Annotated in this window: 16 protein-coding genes; 7 read left to right on the forward strand and 9 right to left on the reverse strand. The window is 55.6% G+C overall.

Features of this window, described 5'->3' with window-relative positions:
- Positions 1-441: 441 nt before the first annotated feature.
- On the reverse strand, positions 442-2,478 hold the full coding sequence (locus EYC79_RS07820) for an NADH:flavin oxidoreductase (RefSeq protein ID WP_130977590.1): 2,037 nt from the start codon (positions 2,476-2,478) through the stop codon (positions 442-444).
- A gap of 142 nt (positions 2,479-2,620) precedes the next feature.
- Here EYC79_RS07820 and EYC79_RS07825 point away from each other — a divergent pair, with 142 nt between their 5' ends.
- Positions 2,621-3,259, forward strand: a complete 639-nt coding sequence (locus EYC79_RS07825) for a TetR/AcrR family transcriptional regulator (protein WP_130977591.1) — start codon at positions 2,621-2,623, stop codon at positions 3,257-3,259.
- A gap of 138 nt (positions 3,260-3,397) precedes the next feature.
- On the opposite strand, the gene EYC79_RS07830 is transcribed toward EYC79_RS07825, so the two are convergent.
- The 8 genes from EYC79_RS07830 to EYC79_RS07860 all read right to left on the reverse strand — a co-directional run bounded on the left by EYC79_RS07830 (position 3,398) and on the right by EYC79_RS07860 (position 13,199).
- Positions 3,398-5,239: a putative bifunctional diguanylate cyclase/phosphodiesterase gene (locus EYC79_RS07830; RefSeq protein ID WP_130977592.1), complete on the reverse strand. Its 1,842-nt coding sequence runs from the start codon at positions 5,237-5,239 to the stop codon at positions 3,398-3,400.
- A gap of 56 nt (positions 5,240-5,295) precedes the next feature.
- Positions 5,296-5,790 carry a putative pterin-binding protein gene (locus EYC79_RS07835; RefSeq protein WP_130977593.1) on the reverse strand — a complete coding sequence of 165 codons (495 nt, stop codon included), beginning with the start codon at positions 5,788-5,790 and terminating at the stop codon, positions 5,296-5,298.
- 296 nt (positions 5,791-6,086) lie between these two features.
- Entirely contained in the window at positions 6,087-6,470 is a 384-nt protein-coding gene (locus EYC79_RS07840) for a hypothetical protein (RefSeq protein WP_130977594.1), read from the reverse strand.
- 25 nt (positions 6,471-6,495) lie between these two features.
- The gene (locus EYC79_RS23905; RefSeq protein ID WP_280956451.1) at positions 6,496-6,627 is read right to left on the reverse strand and encodes a hypothetical protein; all 132 of its coding nucleotides are present in this window, start codon (positions 6,625-6,627) and stop codon (positions 6,496-6,498) included.
- Positions 6,628-6,996: 369 nt separating this feature from the next.
- Complete coding sequence (fhuB, locus tag EYC79_RS07845; protein WP_130977595.1) at positions 6,997-9,054, reverse strand: Fe(3+)-hydroxamate ABC transporter permease FhuB; 2,058 nt, start codon at positions 9,052-9,054, stop codon at positions 6,997-6,999.
- Positions 8,981-9,847 (reverse strand): ABC transporter substrate-binding protein, encoded by an 867-nt coding sequence (locus EYC79_RS07850; protein WP_130977710.1) that lies wholly within the window; start codon positions 9,845-9,847, stop codon positions 8,981-8,983. Before EYC79_RS07850 ends, fhuB begins: the two co-directional genes overlap by 74 nt.
- 86 nt (positions 9,848-9,933) lie before the next feature.
- Positions 9,934-12,105, reverse strand: a complete 2,172-nt coding sequence (locus EYC79_RS07855) for a TonB-dependent siderophore receptor (protein ID WP_113326457.1) — start codon at positions 12,103-12,105, stop codon at positions 9,934-9,936.
- 212 nt (positions 12,106-12,317) lie between these two features.
- Positions 12,318-13,199, reverse strand: coding sequence for an AraC family transcriptional regulator (locus tag EYC79_RS07860; protein ID WP_111846627.1), 882 nt, complete (start codon positions 13,197-13,199; stop codon positions 12,318-12,320).
- A 180-nt stretch (positions 13,200-13,379) separates the two neighbouring features.
- Between EYC79_RS07860 and EYC79_RS07865 the strand changes: the two genes are divergently transcribed.
- The 6 genes from EYC79_RS07865 to EYC79_RS07890 all read left to right on the forward strand — a co-directional run bounded on the left by EYC79_RS07865 (position 13,380) and on the right by EYC79_RS07890 (position 19,920).
- Complete coding sequence (locus EYC79_RS07865; RefSeq protein WP_062441285.1) at positions 13,380-14,192, forward strand: ATP-binding cassette domain-containing protein; 813 nt, start codon at positions 13,380-13,382, stop codon at positions 14,190-14,192.
- Between the two features lie 583 nt (positions 14,193-14,775).
- Positions 14,776-16,008 (forward strand): glycine betaine/L-proline ABC transporter ATP-binding protein ProV, encoded by a 1,233-nt coding sequence (gene proV, locus EYC79_RS07870; protein ID WP_062424387.1) that lies wholly within the window; start codon positions 14,776-14,778, stop codon positions 16,006-16,008.
- A gap of 36 nt (positions 16,009-16,044) precedes the next feature.
- The gene (locus EYC79_RS07875) at positions 16,045-16,935 is read left to right on the forward strand and encodes an ABC transporter permease (RefSeq protein ID WP_062424388.1); all 891 of its coding nucleotides are present in this window, start codon (positions 16,045-16,047) and stop codon (positions 16,933-16,935) included.
- A gap of 66 nt (positions 16,936-17,001) precedes the next feature.
- Positions 17,002-17,901, forward strand: coding sequence for a glycine betaine ABC transporter substrate-binding protein (locus EYC79_RS07880; RefSeq protein ID WP_236769460.1), 900 nt, complete (start codon positions 17,002-17,004; stop codon positions 17,899-17,901).
- Between the two features lie 62 nt (positions 17,902-17,963).
- Entirely contained in the window at positions 17,964-18,236 is a 273-nt protein-coding gene (locus EYC79_RS07885) for a transcriptional regulator (RefSeq protein ID WP_245495221.1), read from the forward strand.
- Positions 18,237-18,513: 277 nt separating this feature from the next.
- Complete coding sequence (locus EYC79_RS07890) at positions 18,514-19,920, forward strand: HD-GYP domain-containing protein (protein WP_130977711.1); 1,407 nt, start codon at positions 18,514-18,516, stop codon at positions 19,918-19,920.
- The last annotated feature ends 87 nt before the right edge of the window (positions 19,921-20,007 follow it).

Below are 20,007 nucleotides of genomic sequence, written 5' to 3' on the forward strand. Positions count from 1 at the left end.
GAGAACGCGGTCGTATGGAAGGCAATCCCATGGAGGAAACACAATATGGTTTATCTCTGGGAAAAGAGCAGTGATGGCCTCCGCTATCCGGTCAGCCTCTCCCTCGCTCGCCGCAACATAGCAGAGTGACGTTTCGGATTGGGCAAGCAAAGCAGCAAGCCTCGTTGCAACGAATCCCGGCGGTAGCTTTGGTGTTTCGATCGGCTGAGGGGCGCTGGTAGATGCGGCGGCTCTTTTCTCTTTGGGTCTAGACGCGCTCACATCCATTCGCATTTCTTTCATAAGCAATTTCACCAGCCATCGAGAACAAAGTTCCCAACGGCTTGTTCCTTGCCAACGTCATCTTTGCAGCGCGTGAGCCCGTGCGGATGCACGATCGTGACCGCCCTTTAGCGAGCCGTCGAGGATGGGTCCATTTTCGCTTCGATTGGATTTGAAAGATCAGAGATCCTTTGCAATACGCAGACCGTCGTAGATTGCGGCATGGGTGTTACGCGCCGCTACCGCATCGCCAATCCTGAAAAGCTGAAACGTGCCGGTCTCGTTTCGCGTCACAGATTGGGCTTCACCTGCAATAAGCTGATCGTGGGAGACTTCACCGCCGTTGATCGATTGCGGCTTGAGCTCGAAGTAGAGTTCATCCAGCGGCCGTGTTCCGTGGTTGACCACCACTTGGTCGAAGGGCTTGCGCTTGTCGACACCACCATAATCGCTGCCGATGTGGGCCAGCAACTGGTTTCCGCTTCGCTCTACTGCCGTCAACGTATAGGTCACCGTGAACGTGGTTTCGAGCTTCTGCAATGCTCTGATGTAGGGAACGAGATTCATGCCCATGACCTCAGGCGCAAAGGCGCGGTCGCGTGTCATGATCTCGACCTTCGCTCCGGACTTCGCGGCAATCTCGGCAGCCTGAAGAGCTGCGTGGTCGCCGGCATCGTCGTAGATCAGGACGTTTGTGCCGGGTTTGACGTCGCCCGAGATGATGTCCCATGACGACACCACGAGTTCGTTGCCGGCCGCCAGTACATCGGTATGGGGAAGTCCGCCCGTGGCGATGATCACCACGTCGGGCATTTCAGCCTCTACGGTCTCCACATCCGCCCAGGTGTTGAAGTGAAACTGAACGCCGAGCTTTTCGCACTGGCTCATCCGCCAGTCGATAATACTAATCATCTCCCGGCGGCGCTCGCTTTGAACCGTCAAACGGATTTGCCCACCGGCATTGTTGGCGGCCTCGAAGACGATAACCGAATGGCCGCGTTCGGCAGACACCCGGGCCGCCTCAAGCCCCGCGGGTCCCGCCCCAACGATGACCACTTTTCTACGTCGTATGGCTTTTGGGATGGTGTGAGGGATGTCGACCTCTCGTCCCGTCGCCGCGTTGTGGATGCAGAAGGCCATGCCGCCCTGATAGATGCGATCGAGACAGTAGTTCGCCCCGACGCAAGGTCTTATGTCGTCCTCCCGCTTTTCCATGATCTTACGGACTATGTGGGGGTCTGTCATATGGGCGCGCGTCATGCCAACCATATCGACCTTGCCGGAAGCGATGGCGTGCCGAGCCGTTGCAACATCGGGAATTTTTGCGGCGTGGAACGTCGGGAAATTAGTTGCCGACCGGATCTGACCGGCGAAATCGAGATGCGGCGAATTGGCCATCCCCTGAATCGGAATGACATCCGTCAGTCCCGGGTCTGTATCGATATGGCCGCGGATGACATTGAGGTAGTCGATCAGGCCGCTATCCTTGAGGCGTCGCGATATTTCAAGACCTTCCTCCGAGCCCGTGCCATTCGCTACCCGCTCATCTGCCGTGTACCGAATGCCGAGAATGAATTCGTTGCCAACGCGCTTTCTGATCGCGCCAAGCACGTCGAGACAGAACCGCATGCGGTTGTCGAGCGAGCCGCCATAGGGACCATCCAGCTCATTCGTGCGAGGCGAGGTGAACTGCTCGAGGAGGTGGCCGTATGCCTCCAGTTCCACGCCATCCATGCCGCCTGCCTGCATGCGCTCTGCGGCGTCGGCAAAGTCCTTGATGATCCGCTCGATATCCCAGTCTTCTATCTTCTTGGGAAAAGCGCGGTGCGCGACCTCGCGATGATGAGATGGGGCGACGACCGGAAGCCAGTCGCCCTTGTCCCATCGGGTGCGACGGCCAAGATGGGTGAGTTGAACCATGATCGCCGAACCATGCTCATGCACGGCGTCGGTCATTTCGCGGATCCAGGGAACAATCTCGTCCTTATAGGCGAGCAGGTTGTTGAAAACCGGAGGGCTGTCTTTCGATACGGCTGCTGATCCGGCCGTCATCGTCAGTGCAACTCCGCCTTTCGCCCGCTCGACCGTGTATGCGCGATATCGCTCCTTTGGCATCCCGTCTTCCGGATAGGCCGGTTCGTGCGCTGTGACGATGATGCGGTTTCGGAGCGTCAGGTGCTTGAGTTGAAAAGGCTGGAGGAGGGGATCGTTCGACATCGGCTTTCTCCGCAATAGGGTTGTCGTCGAGCGTAAAAAAAATGTACATGGGTGTCAATATTAAGAACATGACAGTACACTGGATCGACGCACGTGTGATCAGGCAATTGTTTGCGATCCACCGGTTTGATAGGAACCGACCATGACAGAGATTTCTCACGACAGCGGTTGGCGCGGATCGCAAGAGGTGTGGCTGCAGGCTGCCTATGAAGCTTTGCTGGAAACTGGCGTCGAGTCGGTGAAAATCCTGCCGCTTGGAAAAAAGTTGAACTTGTCCCGCACGAGCTTCTACTGGTTCTTCAAGGATCGGGAAGAGCTTCTGGCGGCGCTTCTCACCCGCTGGCGGGAGAAGAACACCGGCAATTTGGTCAAGCAGTGCGAGGCTTATGCTGAGAGTATCGTCGAGGCGATGTTCAATGTCTTTGATTGTTGGATAGACCCCAAACTGTTCGATCCACGCTTTGAATTTGCGGTTCGGAGTTGGGCCCTACAGTCTGAGGACATATCGACAGAGATAGAAAATGCCGACCGCGCAAGGCTCTCCGCGCTACAGCAGATGTTCATGCGGTTTGGCCACGCCGAGCTGGACGCGGATGTTCGGGCCCGCACGACCTATCTCGTTCAAATCGGCTACGTTTCGATGCGCACAAAAGAGGACATTTCTTTGCGCATGAAACGCATTCCTCACTACGTCGAGGTGTACACCGGTATCGCGCCCCAGCAGCGCGATCTCGATCGTTTTTTTTCCCGCCATAGCTTCAGAGCTGCGGATCTTGGCTGATTTTTACGAGCGTTCATGGCAACTCGATTTGAGTTGCCTGCGAAAATTGCCGACAAATGTTGTGCCTACGGTGTCAGAAGCTAGGTCGACGCTTAAGCAGTTTTATCAGGCAGCGTAAGTCCGCCTAGGATCGCCCCTCTATCCGCGCTTCTTGAAAGCGTCCGGTCCTGCCTCGAAGGTGAGCCTCGATAGGGATGCTTCGGCGGTCAACGGCTTGTCGAACAAATAGCCCTGACCCAAGTGGCATCCTGCGGAACGCACAATTTCACGATGTTCTTCAGTTTCGATGCCTTCGGCGACGATCGTCAACTTCAGCCGGTGGGCAAGATCGCATGTCCCGGCAATGATTGCGGCGGCTTCCTCGGAATGTGATGCGCCGCGCAGGAATGACTGGTCGATCTTTATTTTATCGAAGGGGAAGCGACGTAAATAGCTGAGAGAAGCGTAGCCGGTGCCAAAGTCATCAAGGGAAATTCGGCAACCCATGAGCCGGAGTTCATGAAGAACGGAGAGCGCGCGTTCGTCATTCTCGATCAACGTGCTCTCCGTGATCTCGATCTCGAGGCGCTCGGGTGAAACGCCATTTTTTGTCAGAGATGCGCGCGTATGGAGCACAAGGGATGGATTCGTCAGCTGAGCTGCGGACACGTTGACAGCAATAAAGGTGTTGGTCGGAAGAAGGGCTGCCTGCTGGCAAGCGGCTTCGATAACCCAAGATCCGATAGGGCCGATCTGGCCGCTCTCTTCAGCGATCGGAATGAACTCCACAGGGGAGATGAGACCGAGTTCAGGATGTTGCCAGCGTAACAATGCCTCGAAGCCTCGTGTCGTGTCGGTGGCAAGATCGACGATCGGCTGAAAAAGCAGAAATAGCTGTCCTGTTTCCGTAGCAGTCGCGAGATCGTTTTGCAGACATTGCCAACGTGTCAGGTGTTGGTTCATTTCCGGGTGAAAGATCATGAACTGGTTGCGTCCAGCCTTCTTTGCTTCGTAAAGTGCGATATCCGCGTGTCTGAACAGGGTTGAGCCGCGATCGGAATTGACGTCGCTCGAGCTGACACCGAGGCTGACGCTTGAGGTCACGAGCCTGCCATCGATGTCGAAAGGCGCACGGACTTCCTGCAAAATCCGCTTGCTGCATTCGACGGCCTCATTTGCTGCGTTCGAGCCAGTGTATAGAATGCCGAATTCGTCACCGCCAATGCGTGCAATGACGCTGGCGCCGATGCACGATGTGCTCAGTCGCTTAGACAATTCGACAAGCAATCGATCGCCAGAGGCGTGCCCCAGCGTGTCGTTGATCATCTTGAAGTGATCGACGTCGAGGATGATCAGTGACTGCTCAACATTCTGTTTACCCGAAATCGAAGCGTGGAAGCCAATCCGGTTTGCGATACCCGTCAAAGAATCAATTCGTACGACGCGGTCCAACTTGGCATTCTGGCGGAAAACAAAAACCAGCAGAACAGCGCCGAAGGCAACGAATGTCATCGTGACAAAACAGATCGTGGCAAAGATGATGCTGAGCTGGCTCTGGTTCTGCTGAATCTCGTCGCCGACATTCGCATGCGAAAGCGAGCCAAGTCGCAGCACGGGTCCGATGAAAGGCTGGAGTTTTGATACACCTTCGCGCATCGCCGTCGGAGAATGTGGTTCTGCGACCAGCGGCGCCAGCGTCGATACAACCTTCTTCAGGTCTTCGAGCATCGCCTTCTGCTTGGGGTCGCTGCTAGACGAACTGGATGACAGGATCGTCAACCGGTTGTTGATGATGCTGAGCCGAAACACGACATCGCTGATGTCGCCCGATGTCTGACTTTGTTGAAGAGCAAATTGGAGGCGCAGCAACTCGACCGCGGTTTGGCCTAGATCGAAGGTGCGATTATAGCGGGATGCTTCGACGATATGGCGTTGGTAACTGAAAGCCAGGAAAGAACTCGCAACAGCGATCAAGGCAAGTGCCGCCGTGACAAGTGTCAACGTTATCTTGGTACGCCGGTAGCGGACTGGAAGGTCAATTGCGTCCCCGATCGCTCTCACTGGACGTTGATTTCCGCAATTTGCCACACAGCACGACTGTAATAGGTCTGATGCTGCAATTCGGGGCGGCTATCGAATGGGAAAACCAGAAACACCGGCCCCTTGTCACTGACCGGCATGATCGTGCCGTTTTGGCGGGTCGCTAGGAGCGCACCGGCCTCTTGCAGCTCGGATATATCCGCTTCCACTTCGTAGTCATTCAAAGCGATGATCTGTAACTTCGTGCCGCTGAACTGCGTAGAGGAAAGGAAATCTTTCAGCGACACGCCACTGAATTCGGTCACGCCAGAATGCCAGGGCGTGGTCGTCGAAAAGGTGGTCTGGGGCATCTTGTCCATTGCAGAGAGATCAAGAGCGATAGAAGTTTGCTGTCCAGAAGACAGTCCCTGAACCTTCAAAATTGGTTCGGAAGAATATGCAGGATTACTGCCTACAACACCAGCAAGCGCCAGCCCGGTCAAGAAACTAACAAATACTCGGCGAGTTGGCATGGATCATCCCCAATTTGATTTTCAAGCCATACCTCAAGCATCGTTGTGTTCAATCTTATTTCATTATGATATTATGTTATGTGTAATAATTATTTAACGGCGCGTTGGCAAACGTTCGACTTTTAACGATTGTTATCGAAGTCCTTACATTTGAAACTCGAAATACTTCGTGCTGAAACACAATCATGCCTCATTAAGTCACAGCTGCAGGCAGTTGAACCGAATGATCGATTAGCCGAAGCTCAGATTTTATCTCATGGCGAGCTTAAGTTCTTCGTCTCGGCTTTGAGGCGATTTCAACATGCAGGTGGAACAATAGGTTCCGCCTTGACCAGATAAAAACGGCAGCAACCACCGCGTTGGCGGAAGGTTTCTCTGACCGCCTTTCCGTGCCGATCATACTGCGTCAAGTTGAAGTAATGAAGCTCGCGATTTGCAAGTGGCGAAGCAGGCGTTTTTAGGATGCTCATCGCTGCAGCTTCGATTGCGTCGAACCGCAGGCCGGCATCCAGAAAGCGTTGAGCAATCGCGTCGCCGAACAGTCTCCAAAGAGCAGCGCGTGAAAGCTTTGTTTTTGCATGAACCCGATCGATGACGAGGTGGAAATGCTTCTCGATCCCGATCCTAAAGAGGTCTTCGTCTAGTCGGCCATACAGGATACCGGCCTCGTCGAAACCCATATGGGCGCGCCGCGATGGATAAATCTTACCCGTCGTGCACTTGCTTCTTGCTGTCGAAGGAAAGCGCCACTGAAGCCGGAGCGAGTTCAGGAACAAGACCAAAACCGAAAAACAGCGGAACAGTTGTAGCGGCAAAGATGTAAGCGTAGTCGTTCATCAAAAACGCGCCGGCGGTTTTGATATCCGTCCTTGCATATAACGCGACTGCTCGAAGGCGAGGAATTCGTCCATAGCCGTGTCATCTGAGAAGAACGTCTGAACATTGATCCACTCGGTGCCAACTGGTTCCAGCTCCGCACGCATGTCTGGCAGATAAGCGGCCTGCGTCTCAAATGCTTACAGGACGAGCGCTTTGCGCGGCAGAGATGTGTTTTTGGCTATAGACATCGTTTGAACCTGACGATGGACAGAGCTAGCGAAGATTTCGAGGCAAAGACGTGAACAAAGGTCGATCCGAGATTGAGGCGAGGCGTCTTGTCACGGTCATGACCCAAACGGCCTTTCTCTGAAGTAAAGCGTCCTGTGCTCATGCAACGGTCTCTTTTCTCCCCAGCAGCCAGAGGAGATAGGGTCCTCCAATCAGCGCGGCGAAGAGGCCGACTGGTACTTGGTACGGGTAGATGACGATCCGTGCCAGCCAGTCGGCACATACGAGGATGCCAGCTCCGAGCATGATCGTTGCGACCAGTTGGTGTTGAGGTGTGCGGAATCCGAGGAGCCTAGCAAGGTGCGGTGCTATCAGTCCCGTCAGGCTCAAAGGGCCGACAAGCAGTGAGGCGACTGCAGTCATCAATGCAGCGAAGACGGCCAATATAAACCGCGGGCGGACGACACCGACGCCGAGACCTCGCGACAATCCGACGCCAAGTGGCAGGATGGTTAGCCAACGCGTCATAAAAAACAGCGGCGCCGTGAGTACGACCAGTGAAAGAATGGATGACCACGCTTCGAAAGAACCGGCGCCGCTGGTTGATCCTGCCATCCAGTTGAGCAAGACGTAGCTGCGCATATCTCCTTGCGCCAACATAATGGTGACGATCGCCATGCAAAAGGCGCTGACCGCGATGCCTGCGAGCAGCAGTCTTTCTGACGAAAAGCCCGACTTGCCTGCAATCGCCATCATCAACAAAAAGGCGAGGAGTGAGCCGGAGGCGGTGCTGACAAGCATAATGAAGCCCGATGGCATACCGGTCAAAAGCAGGGCGAGCGTCAATCCAGCTCCGCCCCCGCTTGAAACCCCAAGGACCTCCGGGCTTGCGATCGGGTTTCCGGTCACCCGCTGAATGACGAAGCCAGCTGCGCCAAGCATGGCGCCTGCACCACCCGCGGCAAGAATGCGTGGCAGGCGAAACGGTAGAAGCTCGAAAAGCAGTGAACCTGTCGCCACACTCCATCCATCCAAAGTCGGACTGACGGTAAGCGCGAGAGCGAGGACGAGTATTACACCTGCCGCCATAATACATAGCGTGGTGGCGGGTCTCCGAAGATGTCTAGCGACAGCACTTCCTGCCTGGGTCGCGTTGGAGACACCGTGAACCCGTGGCAGAAGAACCAGCAGTAATGGTCCTCCAAGTAGAGCAATAGCGGCACCCGTCGGCGCGAGATCGGAAAAGCCCGCTCCCAGGATTTGCGTCAGGCAGTCGCCGATAAAGAGGATGGCGGCTCCCGTCAAAGGGGCTGCCATCATGAACTGACCCGTGGTACGCGCACCGCAGATCCTGGCGGTAGCCGGGGCTGCAAGTCCCAAAAAGCCGATAACTCCGACTGCGGCCGTGACGGAGGCGGAGAGCCAGACGCTGAGTACGAGGATGGCGAGCCGGACCCATAACAAGACGAGACCGAGGCTCCGAGCGCTCGCGTCGTCCAATGCAAGGACGGCCAGCGGTTTCGTCAGAAGCGCGGCCAGGAGGATTCCCACCAGAAGCCGAGGTGCCAGCGAAAGAGCAACGCTCCAATCCTGCTGATTGAGCGCGCCTGCGCCCCATATATTGATCGACAAGGCGTATTCACCACGTGCCAGGATCAGCGTCACGCTGAGCGAGGCGGTGATAAGGCCGACAATCATTCCTGAAACGGCAACCGTGACCGGATCGAGCCCGCGCCTCCAACTTAGGGCCAACACAATTGTTACCGCCAAGAGGCCGCCCGAAAAGGCGGTCAATTCACGCGACACACCTGCCACCACCGGTGAAAAACTTAAAGCCAAAGTCAGTGCAAGTTGAGCGCCGGACGCGATACCGAGCGTAGAAGCATCCGCGATCGGGTTGCGTAACACGCGTTGAAGAAGAGCACCGGCAAGGCCGAGCGCCGCACCTGCTATGACAGCGACTGCCGCGCGGGGGAGGAGGCTGTTCCACAACAGGACCTCATCCAGCGACCGCGCGATTGGCGCGTCGCCCGGGACATGAGGGCGAAGTGACAGTAGCGCGCCGAATGAGAGGATGCAAGCCAAGCCTAGGGCGAGAGCAGGAAGGATGGAACGTCTTGCGGGCCTTATCGTCAAGGAATCTTCAGCGGCTTCGGACACCTGAAATTCCTTCAGCAAGAAGTTCGGCGAAGCGACTCGCTGCCGGTAGCGCTCCATAAGGATTGATTGACTTCAGCGTCAGCACGCGGTTCTCACGAACGGCGGGAAGGGCGTTCCAAAATGCGCTCCCGGTCAGTCCCTCAAATGCGTCTTGGGGATGAGGCGGTATGAGGACGATAGCCGCGTCGGGCATGGACGCGAGCGTCTCAATGCCCATAGGCGCAGTGGCAGAATAGCTTGTAGCGCCATGCCATGCGCTCATCAGTCCTAATCTTTTCAACACCTCCCCGAACATGCTGTCTGACCCGAAGACCCGATAATGTCGCGCGTCGCCGAGATTGATAGGAAGGACAGGCCTTCCATAATCTTTGGTGATCATACGTTTCAGATTATCGAGCCGTGTTGCGACCGCGTCGACCATTATGCGGGCCTGAGGAAGCTCCAAGCGCTCACCGATGGCGATCGTTGCTTGTTCGGCGAGAGTATAAGGGTTTTCGCTGGCCACGTAGATCGAATGGCTTTCGACAGGCGCGATACGGCTCATGAGCGGATCGGCCCAGGCGTAGAAATTCGAGTTAAAGATGAGGTCCGGACGCGCAAATCGGAGCGCTTCGAAATTAGGTGTGCCGCGTAGGCCTATATCGGCGATACCGTCCGAGAGGTCCGGCTTGACCACGACATCTTTGAACTGGCGGAGTTCCGCCGCCGCGACAACATTCGCGCCTACAGTCAGGAGCGTTTCAAGAAGGGCCCAATCGAGTGTAGCAACCCGAGGCGCCACTGGTGTCGCTTGTACGCCGCTCGCCGCCGCAAGTGCCGCCGCGCCCGAAAGCAGAGTTCTTCGGGTCATATGCACGTTCAATGTGGCTCCTGTCACAAAGGCCCTCGACTTACAAAGCCGAGAGCCTTCTTCGAAACATGTGTTAGTTTGTCAACTTACCAGGCTTTGCTGATTTTGAATATTAGCGTGCGCGCGTCACCGTATCCGCAGGCACCTTCACCGCGGCAGGCTTCCACGTAGGTCTTGTCGAAGAGGTTGGTAACGTTGAGCGACGCCGTCCAGTCATCCTTCTTGTAGCGGATCGCCGCATCGACAACTGTTGATTCAGGTACGCTCTTCGTATTCGCTTCGTCCGCCCAGGACTTGCCCTTGTAACGGAGGCCAGCACCGATGCTGACGCCCTCCAGCAGTCCAGATGTCACGGTATAGTCCGCCCAGAGAGACGCTGAATGCTCGGGGACGACATAAAGCGACTTGCCGACAAGAGCTGGGTTGGGATCGTTTTTGGTCACTTCGGTGTCGGTATAGGCGTAGGACGCAAGCAGCTTCCAATTTTCGTCGACATTGACCTTGCCTTCGATTTCAAAGCCCCTCGACTGCGCGCCACCCAACTGATCTGTAAATGGTGCAGTCGCGATCGACACGGTGGCATTGCGCTTGTTGATCTGGAACACAGAGGCCGTGATTGAGGCATCCATAAACTCAGGCACATACTTGATGCCTGCTTCATATTGCTCCCCTTCCTCCGGCTTCAGCGGGCCTTGCAGACCGCGTCCGACAAGCGGATTGAAGAAGGTTGAGGCGCTTATGTAGGGCGTGACGCCGTTGTCGAACTCGTAGGCGAGACCGGCACGACCGCTCCACGCACCATCGGTATCTTTGAAGCTGCCCGCCGGCGTCAGCTTGTTGTCGAAATCCGTATGAACGACGTCGTAACGGCCGTTCAGCGTCACCAGCCAGCCACCACCGAAGCGGATTTGGTCCTGGGCATAGAGGCCGAGTTGGTTCATCGTCACCGTCTCATTATAGAGCGGCGCGGGGGCCAATTGGGGTTGCCCATAGACTGGATTGTTGACGTCGATCGGACCGGATCCGAATACCGAGTTCTGGACATTGTCGATGCGATAAAGGCGGTAATCCACGCCCAGCATGACCTTATGTTCGATGCCGCCCAGATCGAAGGAATTTTCGATCCGGTTATCCCATCCGACCGTGTCGGCGGCGGTGTCGCCCTCGAAGTTAAGCCGATTTAGCGATGTCGACTGTGGAGCGGGCGGTGGAGGAGACGCCGTCCAGAGGTACGGGTAGACGAAGTGCTCGTACTTGTTCAGGTGCCCATAACGGAGATTGGAGGTTAACTCCCAGCCGCTATCGAAGGTGTGCTCCAGTTCATAACCCGCCATTGTCTGACTGTAGCGGCCGGTATCGATATCAGGTTCGCCAGGGAAGAAGCGGCGTGGAATCTTGCCGACACCGGGGCGGTCGATGACAGTGCCCTCATAGGGTAAGAAGCCATTGCCGGTGTGCAGTTGGTCCAATCCGGCATAGGAAGCCCAAAGAGTGAGTTTCGTGTCTTCGTCAGGCGAGATCGTCAGCTGCGGCATGATGAAGCCGCGGAAATCGTGCGTGTAATCCGTATAGCCGTCACCGCCGCCAATCTTGCCCGTCAGACGATACTTCATCGTCCCATCTTCATTGACCTTGTCGGAAAGGTCGAAGGCGCCATACCCGTTTCCGTTGCTGTTGATGCCTGCTTCTGTGTAGTAATAGGGGGCATCCGTCGGTCGCTTGCTCGTCATGTTGACGATACCGCCCGCATTCGCGCCGCCATAGAGAACCGATGCTGGCCCCTTTAGTACCTCCACACGCTCAAGAGCGAATGGATCGATCTGGAAATTGCCGAAACCGTAGGAAAAGAGGCTTAGCCCATCGAGGTAGACACCGGTCTGGCTCGCGTCAAAACCGCGAATGTAGTACCAATCCGTATCCGGATCATTGCCGAAGGGCTGGGTCGTGACGCCCGGGGTATAGCGTAAAGCCTCATCCACCTTGTTGACCACGCCCCGATCATCCAATTCCTCACGGCCGATGACGGAGACCGCCTGGGGGATTTCCTGAACTGGTGTATCGCTCTTCGAACCGGTAGAGGATTTCTTCGCGACGTAACCTTTGACGGAGCCTTGACCATCTTGGTCTCCGCGGATGACGATCGGAGCAAGCGTGGTCGCGGCCTCTTGTGCATGCGCCGGCCAGGTAGAGCAAATGGCGATGACCGCCACTCCGCACAGCTCAAACCTCGCCCCAAATCCTCTTTCAGTCTTGTCCATTATGTGCCCCACTACACAAACTCACCGCCTCTAAGCTCGATGCGGCCCTGCAATAGGTGAGCAACTAACTCATATTTACCTCGGTGGATTGGTTTGATCTGCAGCAATTGGATGTTTTTGGGCGATCTCTCATGACAGCCAGGGGAAATTTGCGAAATTGCACCGCCTGCCTGCTAGCAACGGGGACAGATTTGCCGCTTGCTTGACATTGGTCACGACTGGCGAGCTTTACGCCAACGTGCTGGTGTCGTCCCCAGATGCTTGCGAAATACTTTGGTAAAATGCGCCTGGTCGGAGAATCCGGTCTCAGCTGCGATCTCGGTCAGCGGTTGGGTATCCAATGAAAGCAGTTCCTTCGCCTTCTCCAACCTGGTCCTCATCTGCCACTCATGCGGCGCCAGACCAGTCGATGCCTTGAACGAGTGGCTGAAATGCGATTGCGACATTCGGGTGAGCTCGGCAAGCTCCTGCAGGCGGATGTTGCGGGTGCAGTTTTCGCTGATGAAATCGGTGGCTCGGCGCAATTGCCATCCCGCAAGAGTGCTGCGCCGCCGCGGCGATGTTTTTTCCAATTTCAGAACGTCAATCAGGAGCGCCAATGCAAGGCTGTCTCCGTAAAGATCGTTCAGCGGCGCGCTACTGGCAAGTTCGGTCGCGATCAGTTCCGCGAGTGTCATCACTCGCTGGTCGAAGAACAGCAACTGTGGATCCTGGAGCTTCTTCGGATCGATTTCTTCTGAAAGCCGCTGGACCAAGACATCCGCATCGAAATGGATATCGAGGTGCCGGACATATTGCACATCGGCGAAATCAACCCACAAATCCATGTCAGCGGGAATGTAGGAAATCGGGCTATGACCATCCTGCGGCGTGCCGGAAGATTTAGGAGACAGCTTTACGTTCGACCGACCACGTCCTCGCTGGTCTAAGAGGATAAAAAGGCGGGGGTCGCGAGCTGTATAGTGACCGCCTGCATAGGAGGCGCACTCGACGTCCCAGAGATCGGCAGTTATCCCATTCCAATAGCGGCGGCGCAGCCCGCCCATGACAGAGAAACCTTCGATCCTGTTTTCCATCCGTGGCTGGAAATTCATGAATAAGCACCCCAAGGCAAAACTTGCATATAATTATCAAGTTCTCTAACTAGCTGCAATCCTAGACTCGACCGCGCCGCGCGCGTTCCTGGCGATATAGGGCAGGCGTGTTACCATGTTGCCAAATGAGTGAAATATGACCTCGCTTGATCGAGAAACATGCAAGACGGGTGATCGATAATGCTGACGAACGCTGAGCCTCATACCTTAGAAGCAGTTCCGCCTGTTGTTTCGCTTAAAGATGTTAGTTTCGCTGTCGACGGCCGGGTCCTACTCCAACCGCTAACGCTCGATATTCCTGCGGGTCTCTCAGTTGCTCTGATAGGTCACAATGGCTCAGGCAAATCCACGCTCCTAAAGCTGATCGGCCGACAGCAACCCGCAAGTGGAGGTAAAATCCATTTCGAGGGAAAGCCGCTCGAAAGCTGGGGTGCCCGAGAATTCGCTCGCCGGCTCGCTTACCTTCCGCAGCGAACGCCAGTTGCACCTGGTATGCTCGTGAAGGAACTGGTCGCGCTTGGCCGCTATCCCTGGCACGGAGCGCTCGGACGCTTCGGCACGTCAGATCAGGCCAAGGTCGATGAGGCAATCGCTCTTACGGGCATTCGGCCGTTTGCGGAACGGATGGTTGACAGCCTGTCCGGCGGAGAGCGCCAGCGTGTGTGGCTCGCCATGCTCGTGGCTCAGGACGCCACTTGCCTGCTACTCGACGAACCCATCTCGGCGCTCGATATCGGTCAGCAACTGGACGTCTTGTCGCTGACACGGGACCTTTGCCGAAAAAAAGGCATCACCATCATAACCGTTCTGCACGACATCAACATGGCTGCGCGCTATTGCGATAGGGTGGTCGCATTGCATTCCGGCAGGCTGATGGCGCAAGGTGCACCCGAGGAGATCATGACGGTGGAGGAGCTTGCGCGCATTTTCGATGTCCGCATGGATATTCTGCGGCAGCCATCAAATGGCCGGTTGTTGGCTTTCGCGCAATAGGTTCTAGAGGATGCTGTGCTTGCTGGGCGGCCAATGAAGGTGCGCGACGGCCCGTGTCATATGGCGACGCCGCAGCTTCGAGTCGAGAGCGGTCATCATCTCTTACTTCGGGAGGAGCTGGCAAGTTCTGCGCGCATCCACAGAACATAATGTCGTAAATAGGCCGATCAAGGTTCATAGCATTTACAGCGAAATGTGATGGTTATGCGCTGTTTAGTAAAAAATTCTTTCGCTCTCGCAGTCCTGATTCTTCGGCCAATGGCAGCATTCAAAAAGTGATTTCAGCGCTCGTCACGAAAAATATTTAGGGTTTTTTTATGGACATTGGAAAAAAATTGCCGTAAATAGCGCGCCTCCGTGAGCTTCACGCTCGCCATCTCGCATTTCCATTCGGGTCAGATAGTGAGTATGCGAAAGCGTCATCACGGATTTGAACCCTAGTTCCAAAGCTTGCAGTAGCGGTGATGTCGCAAACAAGCTGTAATCCTGTCGATGTCAGCTCCTGTAGAACCCTGAGGTTTTCAGGGCCAACCGCGATAAAGAAGGAGAATGCCCTTGCTCTATGCTGGGCTGAATTAAATTTATGAATTCTCAAACTGAAAATGACGCACTGGCTCCGCCGGTTACGACCAAAATCAGTCTCAATAACGTCTACAAGATATTCGGTGAGGACACCGACAAGGCGCTGGATATGGTTCGCGCCGGGAAGACGAAATCTGAAATCCACTCCTCAACTGGATGTTCGGTTGGCGTCAACAAGGCTAGCTTTGATATTCAAGCCGGCGAAATTTTTGTTATCATGGGCCTCTCAGGCTCGGGCAAGTCTACCCTCCTGCGATTGCTCAACCGGCTGATCGAGCCCACGGCGGGTTCAATCGAGATCGATGGCCAAGATATCACCAAAATGTCCCGTCGCGACCTGATCGAGGTGCGCAGGCGTGATATCAGCATGGTATTCCAATCCTTTGCGCTTCTGCCCAACCGCACAGTAATCAACAATGCCGCCTTCGGACTTGAGGTTGCCGGTATGGGAGAAGCTGAACGTAATGCTAAGGCGCTCCTGGCGCTGGAAGCTGTCGGTCTCGCCGGTTACGCAGACAGCATGCCCGATCAGCTTTCAGGGGGGATGAAACAACGCGTTGGCTTGGCTCGCGCGCTTGCCAGTGAACCCACAATCCTGCTCATGGATGAGGCATTTTCCGCTCTCGATCCATTGATCCGCATGGAAATGCAGGACGAACTTGTCCGCCTTCAGGCAGAGCACAGCCGAACCATCGTTTTTGTCAGTCACGACCTCGACGAGGCGATGCGCATCGGCGACCGGATCTGCATCATGCAAAACGGCGATGTCGTTCAGGTCGGCACGCCAGACGAAATCGTGATGAACCCGGCAAACGACTATGTGCGCTCCTTCTTTAGAAACGTTGACGTGACACACGTCTTCAAGGCCGGCGACGTCGCGCGAAAAACGCAGGTTACGATCATCGATCGGCAAGGTGTAACCGCTGCCGCAGCGCTTGAGCGAATGAAGACATTCGACCGCGAATACGCAATTATCCTGGGGCGCGATAAAACCTATCACGGCGTTGTTAGCCAGACCACGCTCGTCGAAAATATGCGTTCCGGACATTCGGACCCCTATAGGGCAGCGTTTCTATCCGAGATCGAACCGATCCCAGCTGACGAGCCTTTGTCGAACGTCCTCGGGCGTGTCGCTGCGAGCCCATGGCCGGTTCCAGTTGTCGACAACTCCAGGCGCTACCTCGGCTCCATCAGCAAATCGACACTGCTTGAAACGCTCGACCGCGCGAGCTGATTTCAGCATTTCCCCCAACCGGCCAACAACCGGAGTTTGACTATGAATTTCGATATAGGGGACGGCGTCGATGCCGTCGTCAATTATGTTCTGGACAATTTTTCACCCTTCTTGGACTTCGTCGCCACTGTGATCGGGTTCGTGACGAATACCATCCAGGAAACACTCACTGCCATTCCCATGCCTGTGGGCATTCTCATCTTTGTCATCCTGTCGTTTTGGCGGGTCGGCGCAGCTTTTGGTGTGTTAGCTGGACTTGCGCTTTGGCTCGTTGACCACATGGGACTCTGGACAGCGATGATGGAAACGCTGTCACTTGTCATAGCTTCAACATTGATGGCTATGATCATCGGTCTTCCGCTCGGGATCGCCATGGCGCGAAAGGATTCCGTTGCTGCGCTCGTCCGACCGGTCCTCGACCTCATGCAAACCATGCCCGCATTCGTCTATCTCATTCCTGCGGCAATGTTTTTTGGGCTTGGTGCGGTACCCGGTGCTATCGCGACCGTCATATTCGCCATGCCGCCAGTGGTGCGGCTCACCAACCTTGGCATCCGCCAGGTGCATGTAGAGTTCATCGAAGCTGGAAACGCCTTTGGCTGCACTCCTTCGCAGTTGCTCTTCAAGGTTCAGTTGCCGAACGCCATGCCCTCGATCATGGCGGGCATCAACCAGACGATCATGCTGTCGCTTTCCATGGTTGTCATTGCATCCATGATTGGCGCAGGCGGCATTGGGAACACGGTTCTCACCGGTATACAGCGTCTCGACGTGGGCACTGGTTTCGAAGGCGGTCTTGCTGTCGTCATCCTCGCGGTGATCCTCGATCGCCTTACCCAAAGCCTTGGAAAGCCTCAATCTGCCATTTGGTCGGGGCTTTTCAAGAGAAAGAGCGAGCGCAAGGAATTGTCTCCGGCAACCGCCTGAGCCCCTGCGCCGCCCCATGATGCGGATGCTGAATCCGCAAATTCAAACCTCCCAAAAGGAGAACATATGTTCAAGATACTTTCCTCGACCCGCCGGGCCGCACTTGGTGGCGCCATTGGCTTTGCTGCCGCTGTGCTTTTTGGCTCGACAGCGCCGGCGATGGCGCAAGATGCAAAAACCGTCAAGCTCGGCTTTGCCCCGTGGTCCGACGCTGAGTTCGTCACCAAACTTGCAGCAAAGCTGATCAAGGAAAAGCTCGGCCAGGATGTGGAGCTCGTCCAGACGGATGTCGCCCCGCTTTACCAGGGCGTGAGCCGTGGCGATATCGATGCAATGATGATGGCGTGGTTGCCAGCAACCCATGCGGATTACTTTGCGAAAGTAAAGGACAAGGTCGAAACGCTCGGCACAGTCTATGACGGCGCGAAGCTGGGTTGGGTGGTGCCAGCCTATGTTCCTGAAGCAGAGATTTCTTCGATCGAGGACCTGAAGAAACCCGACGTTCAGAAGAAGTTGTCCGGCACGATACAGGGCATTGATCCGGGTGCTGGTTTGACCCGCCTTTCACAGCAGGCGGTCAAGGACTATGACCTCGGCGAATACAAGCTGCAGATTTCCAGCGAAGCAGGCATGCTAACGACAGTTGACCGGGCGATGCGAAGTGAAAAGTGGTTCGTCGCCACGTCCTGGAGCCCGCACTGGATGTTTGGAAAGTACAAGCTCCGCTACCTGACAGACCCGAAAGAATCCTTGGGTCAGGCGGAGCATGTCGACATCCTCGCATCGAAGAAGTTCAGGGAAGAAAACCCCAAGGCTGCCGAGTTTCTTTCGCGCATGAAGGTGCCGCTCAACGACCTGGAAGCGGCGATGTTCACAGCCCAGGAGACGTCTTACGAGGCTGCGATCGAAAAATACATCAAAGATCATCCAGATCAGGTGAAGGCCTGGGTTGGAGAACAGAGCTGATGAAATTTGGCCTCCTCAGACGATAGTCGAGGAGGCCGGTTCATTGCCGGGTAGGGGATATGATGCAAGGAACCAATCACAAAGCGCTGACCGATACCGACACGCTCGGAGGACGCATCTCGTTGGCGCGTGATGCATCTGCGCTGTCACTCGATAATGCTGCGAAGATGGTCGGCGTGGAGAGCAACGTTTGGAGCGCGTGGGAAAATGACCGGAGCGAGCCGGGTCGTGAGTACCTCGAGACGATCGCCGCGTCTCTGCAGGTGAGCGGAGTATGGCTTTCGACAGGGTTCGGTCTCGGGCCGCGATGGCCAGGTGATGAGACGCTTTTCTAAAATTTGTCCAGGGAGATCTGAGCACCCGCTCTATCCATCACCCGCATGCGGACCTTGCAGCATGTCTAGCCGATCCTATTTTAAAAATGGCGCACCTGTACGGGGTGCGTCAGCTGACGGCGACTGATGGCCGCATGGGCACACGCGCTCATGTTTGTCTTCATCGATGACGCTCATCATACGCTCCGAAGAAATTTCAGTCACAAAACGTTTAGGCTCATAACTGTTCTGAAACCCTCATTTGATAGCGTCAGCCTTCAACCAGGGTTCGGTTATGATGCAAGTACAGATACGTTTGGCCGAGATTATCGAAGCCCTCAGCAAGGCGCTCGATATGACCGAGGGGCAGCCAGACGGGCATTGTATTCGCTGCTGTTACATCGGAACGAGCATCGGACGAGAGATCGGCCTCAGTGAGCCAGAGCTGCACGATCTCTACTACACACTTCTGTTGAAGGATCTCGGCTGCAGCAGCAACGCTTCACGCATTTGCGAGCTTTATCTGGCGGATGACATCAGCTTTAAAAACGACTTCAAGCTGGTCGATGGAAGCTTGGGGCAGGTCCTGAAGTTCGTGATCAGCCACACCGGGGCCAAGGCCGGTCTTGCTGAACGTTTTCGCAGCCTCCTCAATATTCTTAAAAATGGGGGCGAGATTTCCACGGATCTTATACAGACGCGGTGTCAGCGCGGCGCAGACATTGCGCGACAAATGCGATTTTCGGAAAACGTCGCGGAGGGCATCATTGGTCTGGATGAGCATTGGAGTGGGCGCGGAAAGCCGAGCGGACTCGCCGGAGAGGAAATCCCGCTTTTTTCGAGAATAGCGCTCTTGTCCCAGGTAATCGATGTGTTCCAGGCCAGCAGCGGCCCCCAAGCCGCTCTCGACGAGATTGCAAAGCGTAAGGGCGATTGGTTCGATCCCGCTCTCGTTGATGTCTTTGTAAGGATCGCGTCTCAGCGAGAATTCTGGGAGGAACTGGCCTCGCCCGACCTGGAGAGAATTGTTCTTGATTCCGAACCCGGGCAGCACGGAGTCTTGGCCGACGATGATTATCTTGATGATATCGCCGCTGGTTTTGCGAAGGTGATCGACGCCAAAAGTCCGTACACGTCGGGCCATAGCGAGCGCGTTGCGCTATACACCGATCTTATAGCGGAAGAAATGGACATAGATTTCGAAACCCGGCGGGTTTTGAAAAGAGCGGCTTTGCTGCACGACATAGGCAAGCTTGGTGTGAGCAGTACTGTGTTGGACAAAGCTGGGAAACTCGATGATGAAGAGTGGAGCCAGATGAAGCGACACGCGGAATTTTCAGAGCAGATTCTTTCTGCGATTGGAGCGTTTGCCAACGCGGCCCTGATCGGTGGCGCTCACCACGAGCGTCTGGACGGAAAAGGATATCCGCGAGGTTTAAGCGCAGAGCAAATCCCGATGGAGGTTCGGATCGTTTCCACCGCCGATGTCTTCGATGCACTGACTGCAGACCGACCTTACAGGCAGGCTATGCCGCTGCAGGAGGCATTCTCTATACTGTGGGAAGGCGGGGGCCGATCACATGATCCTATCTGCATCAGCGCCCTTGAACGTGCCTTAGCACGAACCCCTTTTACGACATTTGCCCGTCAGTTGGCGCTGCAGGAGGATACTTCGTCCTCACATGAGGCAACGAAAGCGGCCTAACGCGTGCCCCGGCAGGCGATGGGCGATCCGGCAGTAAGGGTTCAAATGGCTAGGCAGTTGCCAGAAGCCACACCTCCCTGGAACATC

It is taken from the genome of Agrobacterium cavarae (genome assembly GCF_004310285.1).
GTDB lineage: Bacteria > Pseudomonadota > Alphaproteobacteria > Rhizobiales > Rhizobiaceae > Agrobacterium > Agrobacterium cavarae.

Coding starts and splice junctions, on each gene's coding strand:
- EYC79_RS07880 (WP_236769460.1), top strand. CDS start 17,002: ATGTTCAAGATACTTTCCTCGACCCGCCGGGCCGCACTTGGTGGCGCC.
- EYC79_RS07825 (WP_130977591.1), top strand. CDS start 2,621: ATGACAGAGATTTCTCACGACAGCGGTTGGCGCGGATCGCAAGAGGTG.
- EYC79_RS07820 (WP_130977590.1), bottom strand. CDS start 2,478: ATGTCGAACGATCCCCTCCTCCAGCCTTTTCAACTCAAGCACCTGACG.
- EYC79_RS07890 (WP_130977711.1), top strand. CDS start 18,514: ATGCAAGTACAGATACGTTTGGCCGAGATTATCGAAGCCCTCAGCAAG.
- EYC79_RS23905 (WP_280956451.1), bottom strand. CDS start 6,627: ATGAACGACTACGCTTACATCTTTGCCGCTACAACTGTTCCGCTGTTT.
- EYC79_RS07865 (WP_062441285.1), top strand. CDS start 13,380: ATGCTGACGAACGCTGAGCCTCATACCTTAGAAGCAGTTCCGCCTGTT.
- EYC79_RS07840 (WP_130977594.1), bottom strand. CDS start 6,470: ATGGGTTTCGACGAGGCCGGTATCCTGTATGGCCGACTAGACGAAGAC.
- fhuB (WP_130977595.1), bottom strand. CDS start 9,054: ATGGAGCGCTACCGGCAGCGAGTCGCTTCGCCGAACTTCTTGCTGAAG.
- EYC79_RS07860 (WP_111846627.1), bottom strand. CDS start 13,199: ATGAATTTCCAGCCACGGATGGAAAACAGGATCGAAGGTTTCTCTGTC.
- EYC79_RS07835 (WP_130977593.1), bottom strand. CDS start 5,790: ATGCCAACTCGCCGAGTATTTGTTAGTTTCTTGACCGGGCTGGCGCTT.
- EYC79_RS07850 (WP_130977710.1), bottom strand. CDS start 9,847: ATGACCCGAAGAACTCTGCTTTCGGGCGCGGCGGCACTTGCGGCGGCG.
- proV (WP_062424387.1), top strand. CDS start 14,776: ATGAATTCTCAAACTGAAAATGACGCACTGGCTCCGCCGGTTACGACC.
- EYC79_RS07885 (WP_245495221.1), top strand. CDS start 17,964: ATGCAAGGAACCAATCACAAAGCGCTGACCGATACCGACACGCTCGGA.
- EYC79_RS07855 (WP_113326457.1), bottom strand. CDS start 12,105: ATGGACAAGACTGAAAGAGGATTTGGGGCGAGGTTTGAGCTGTGCGGA.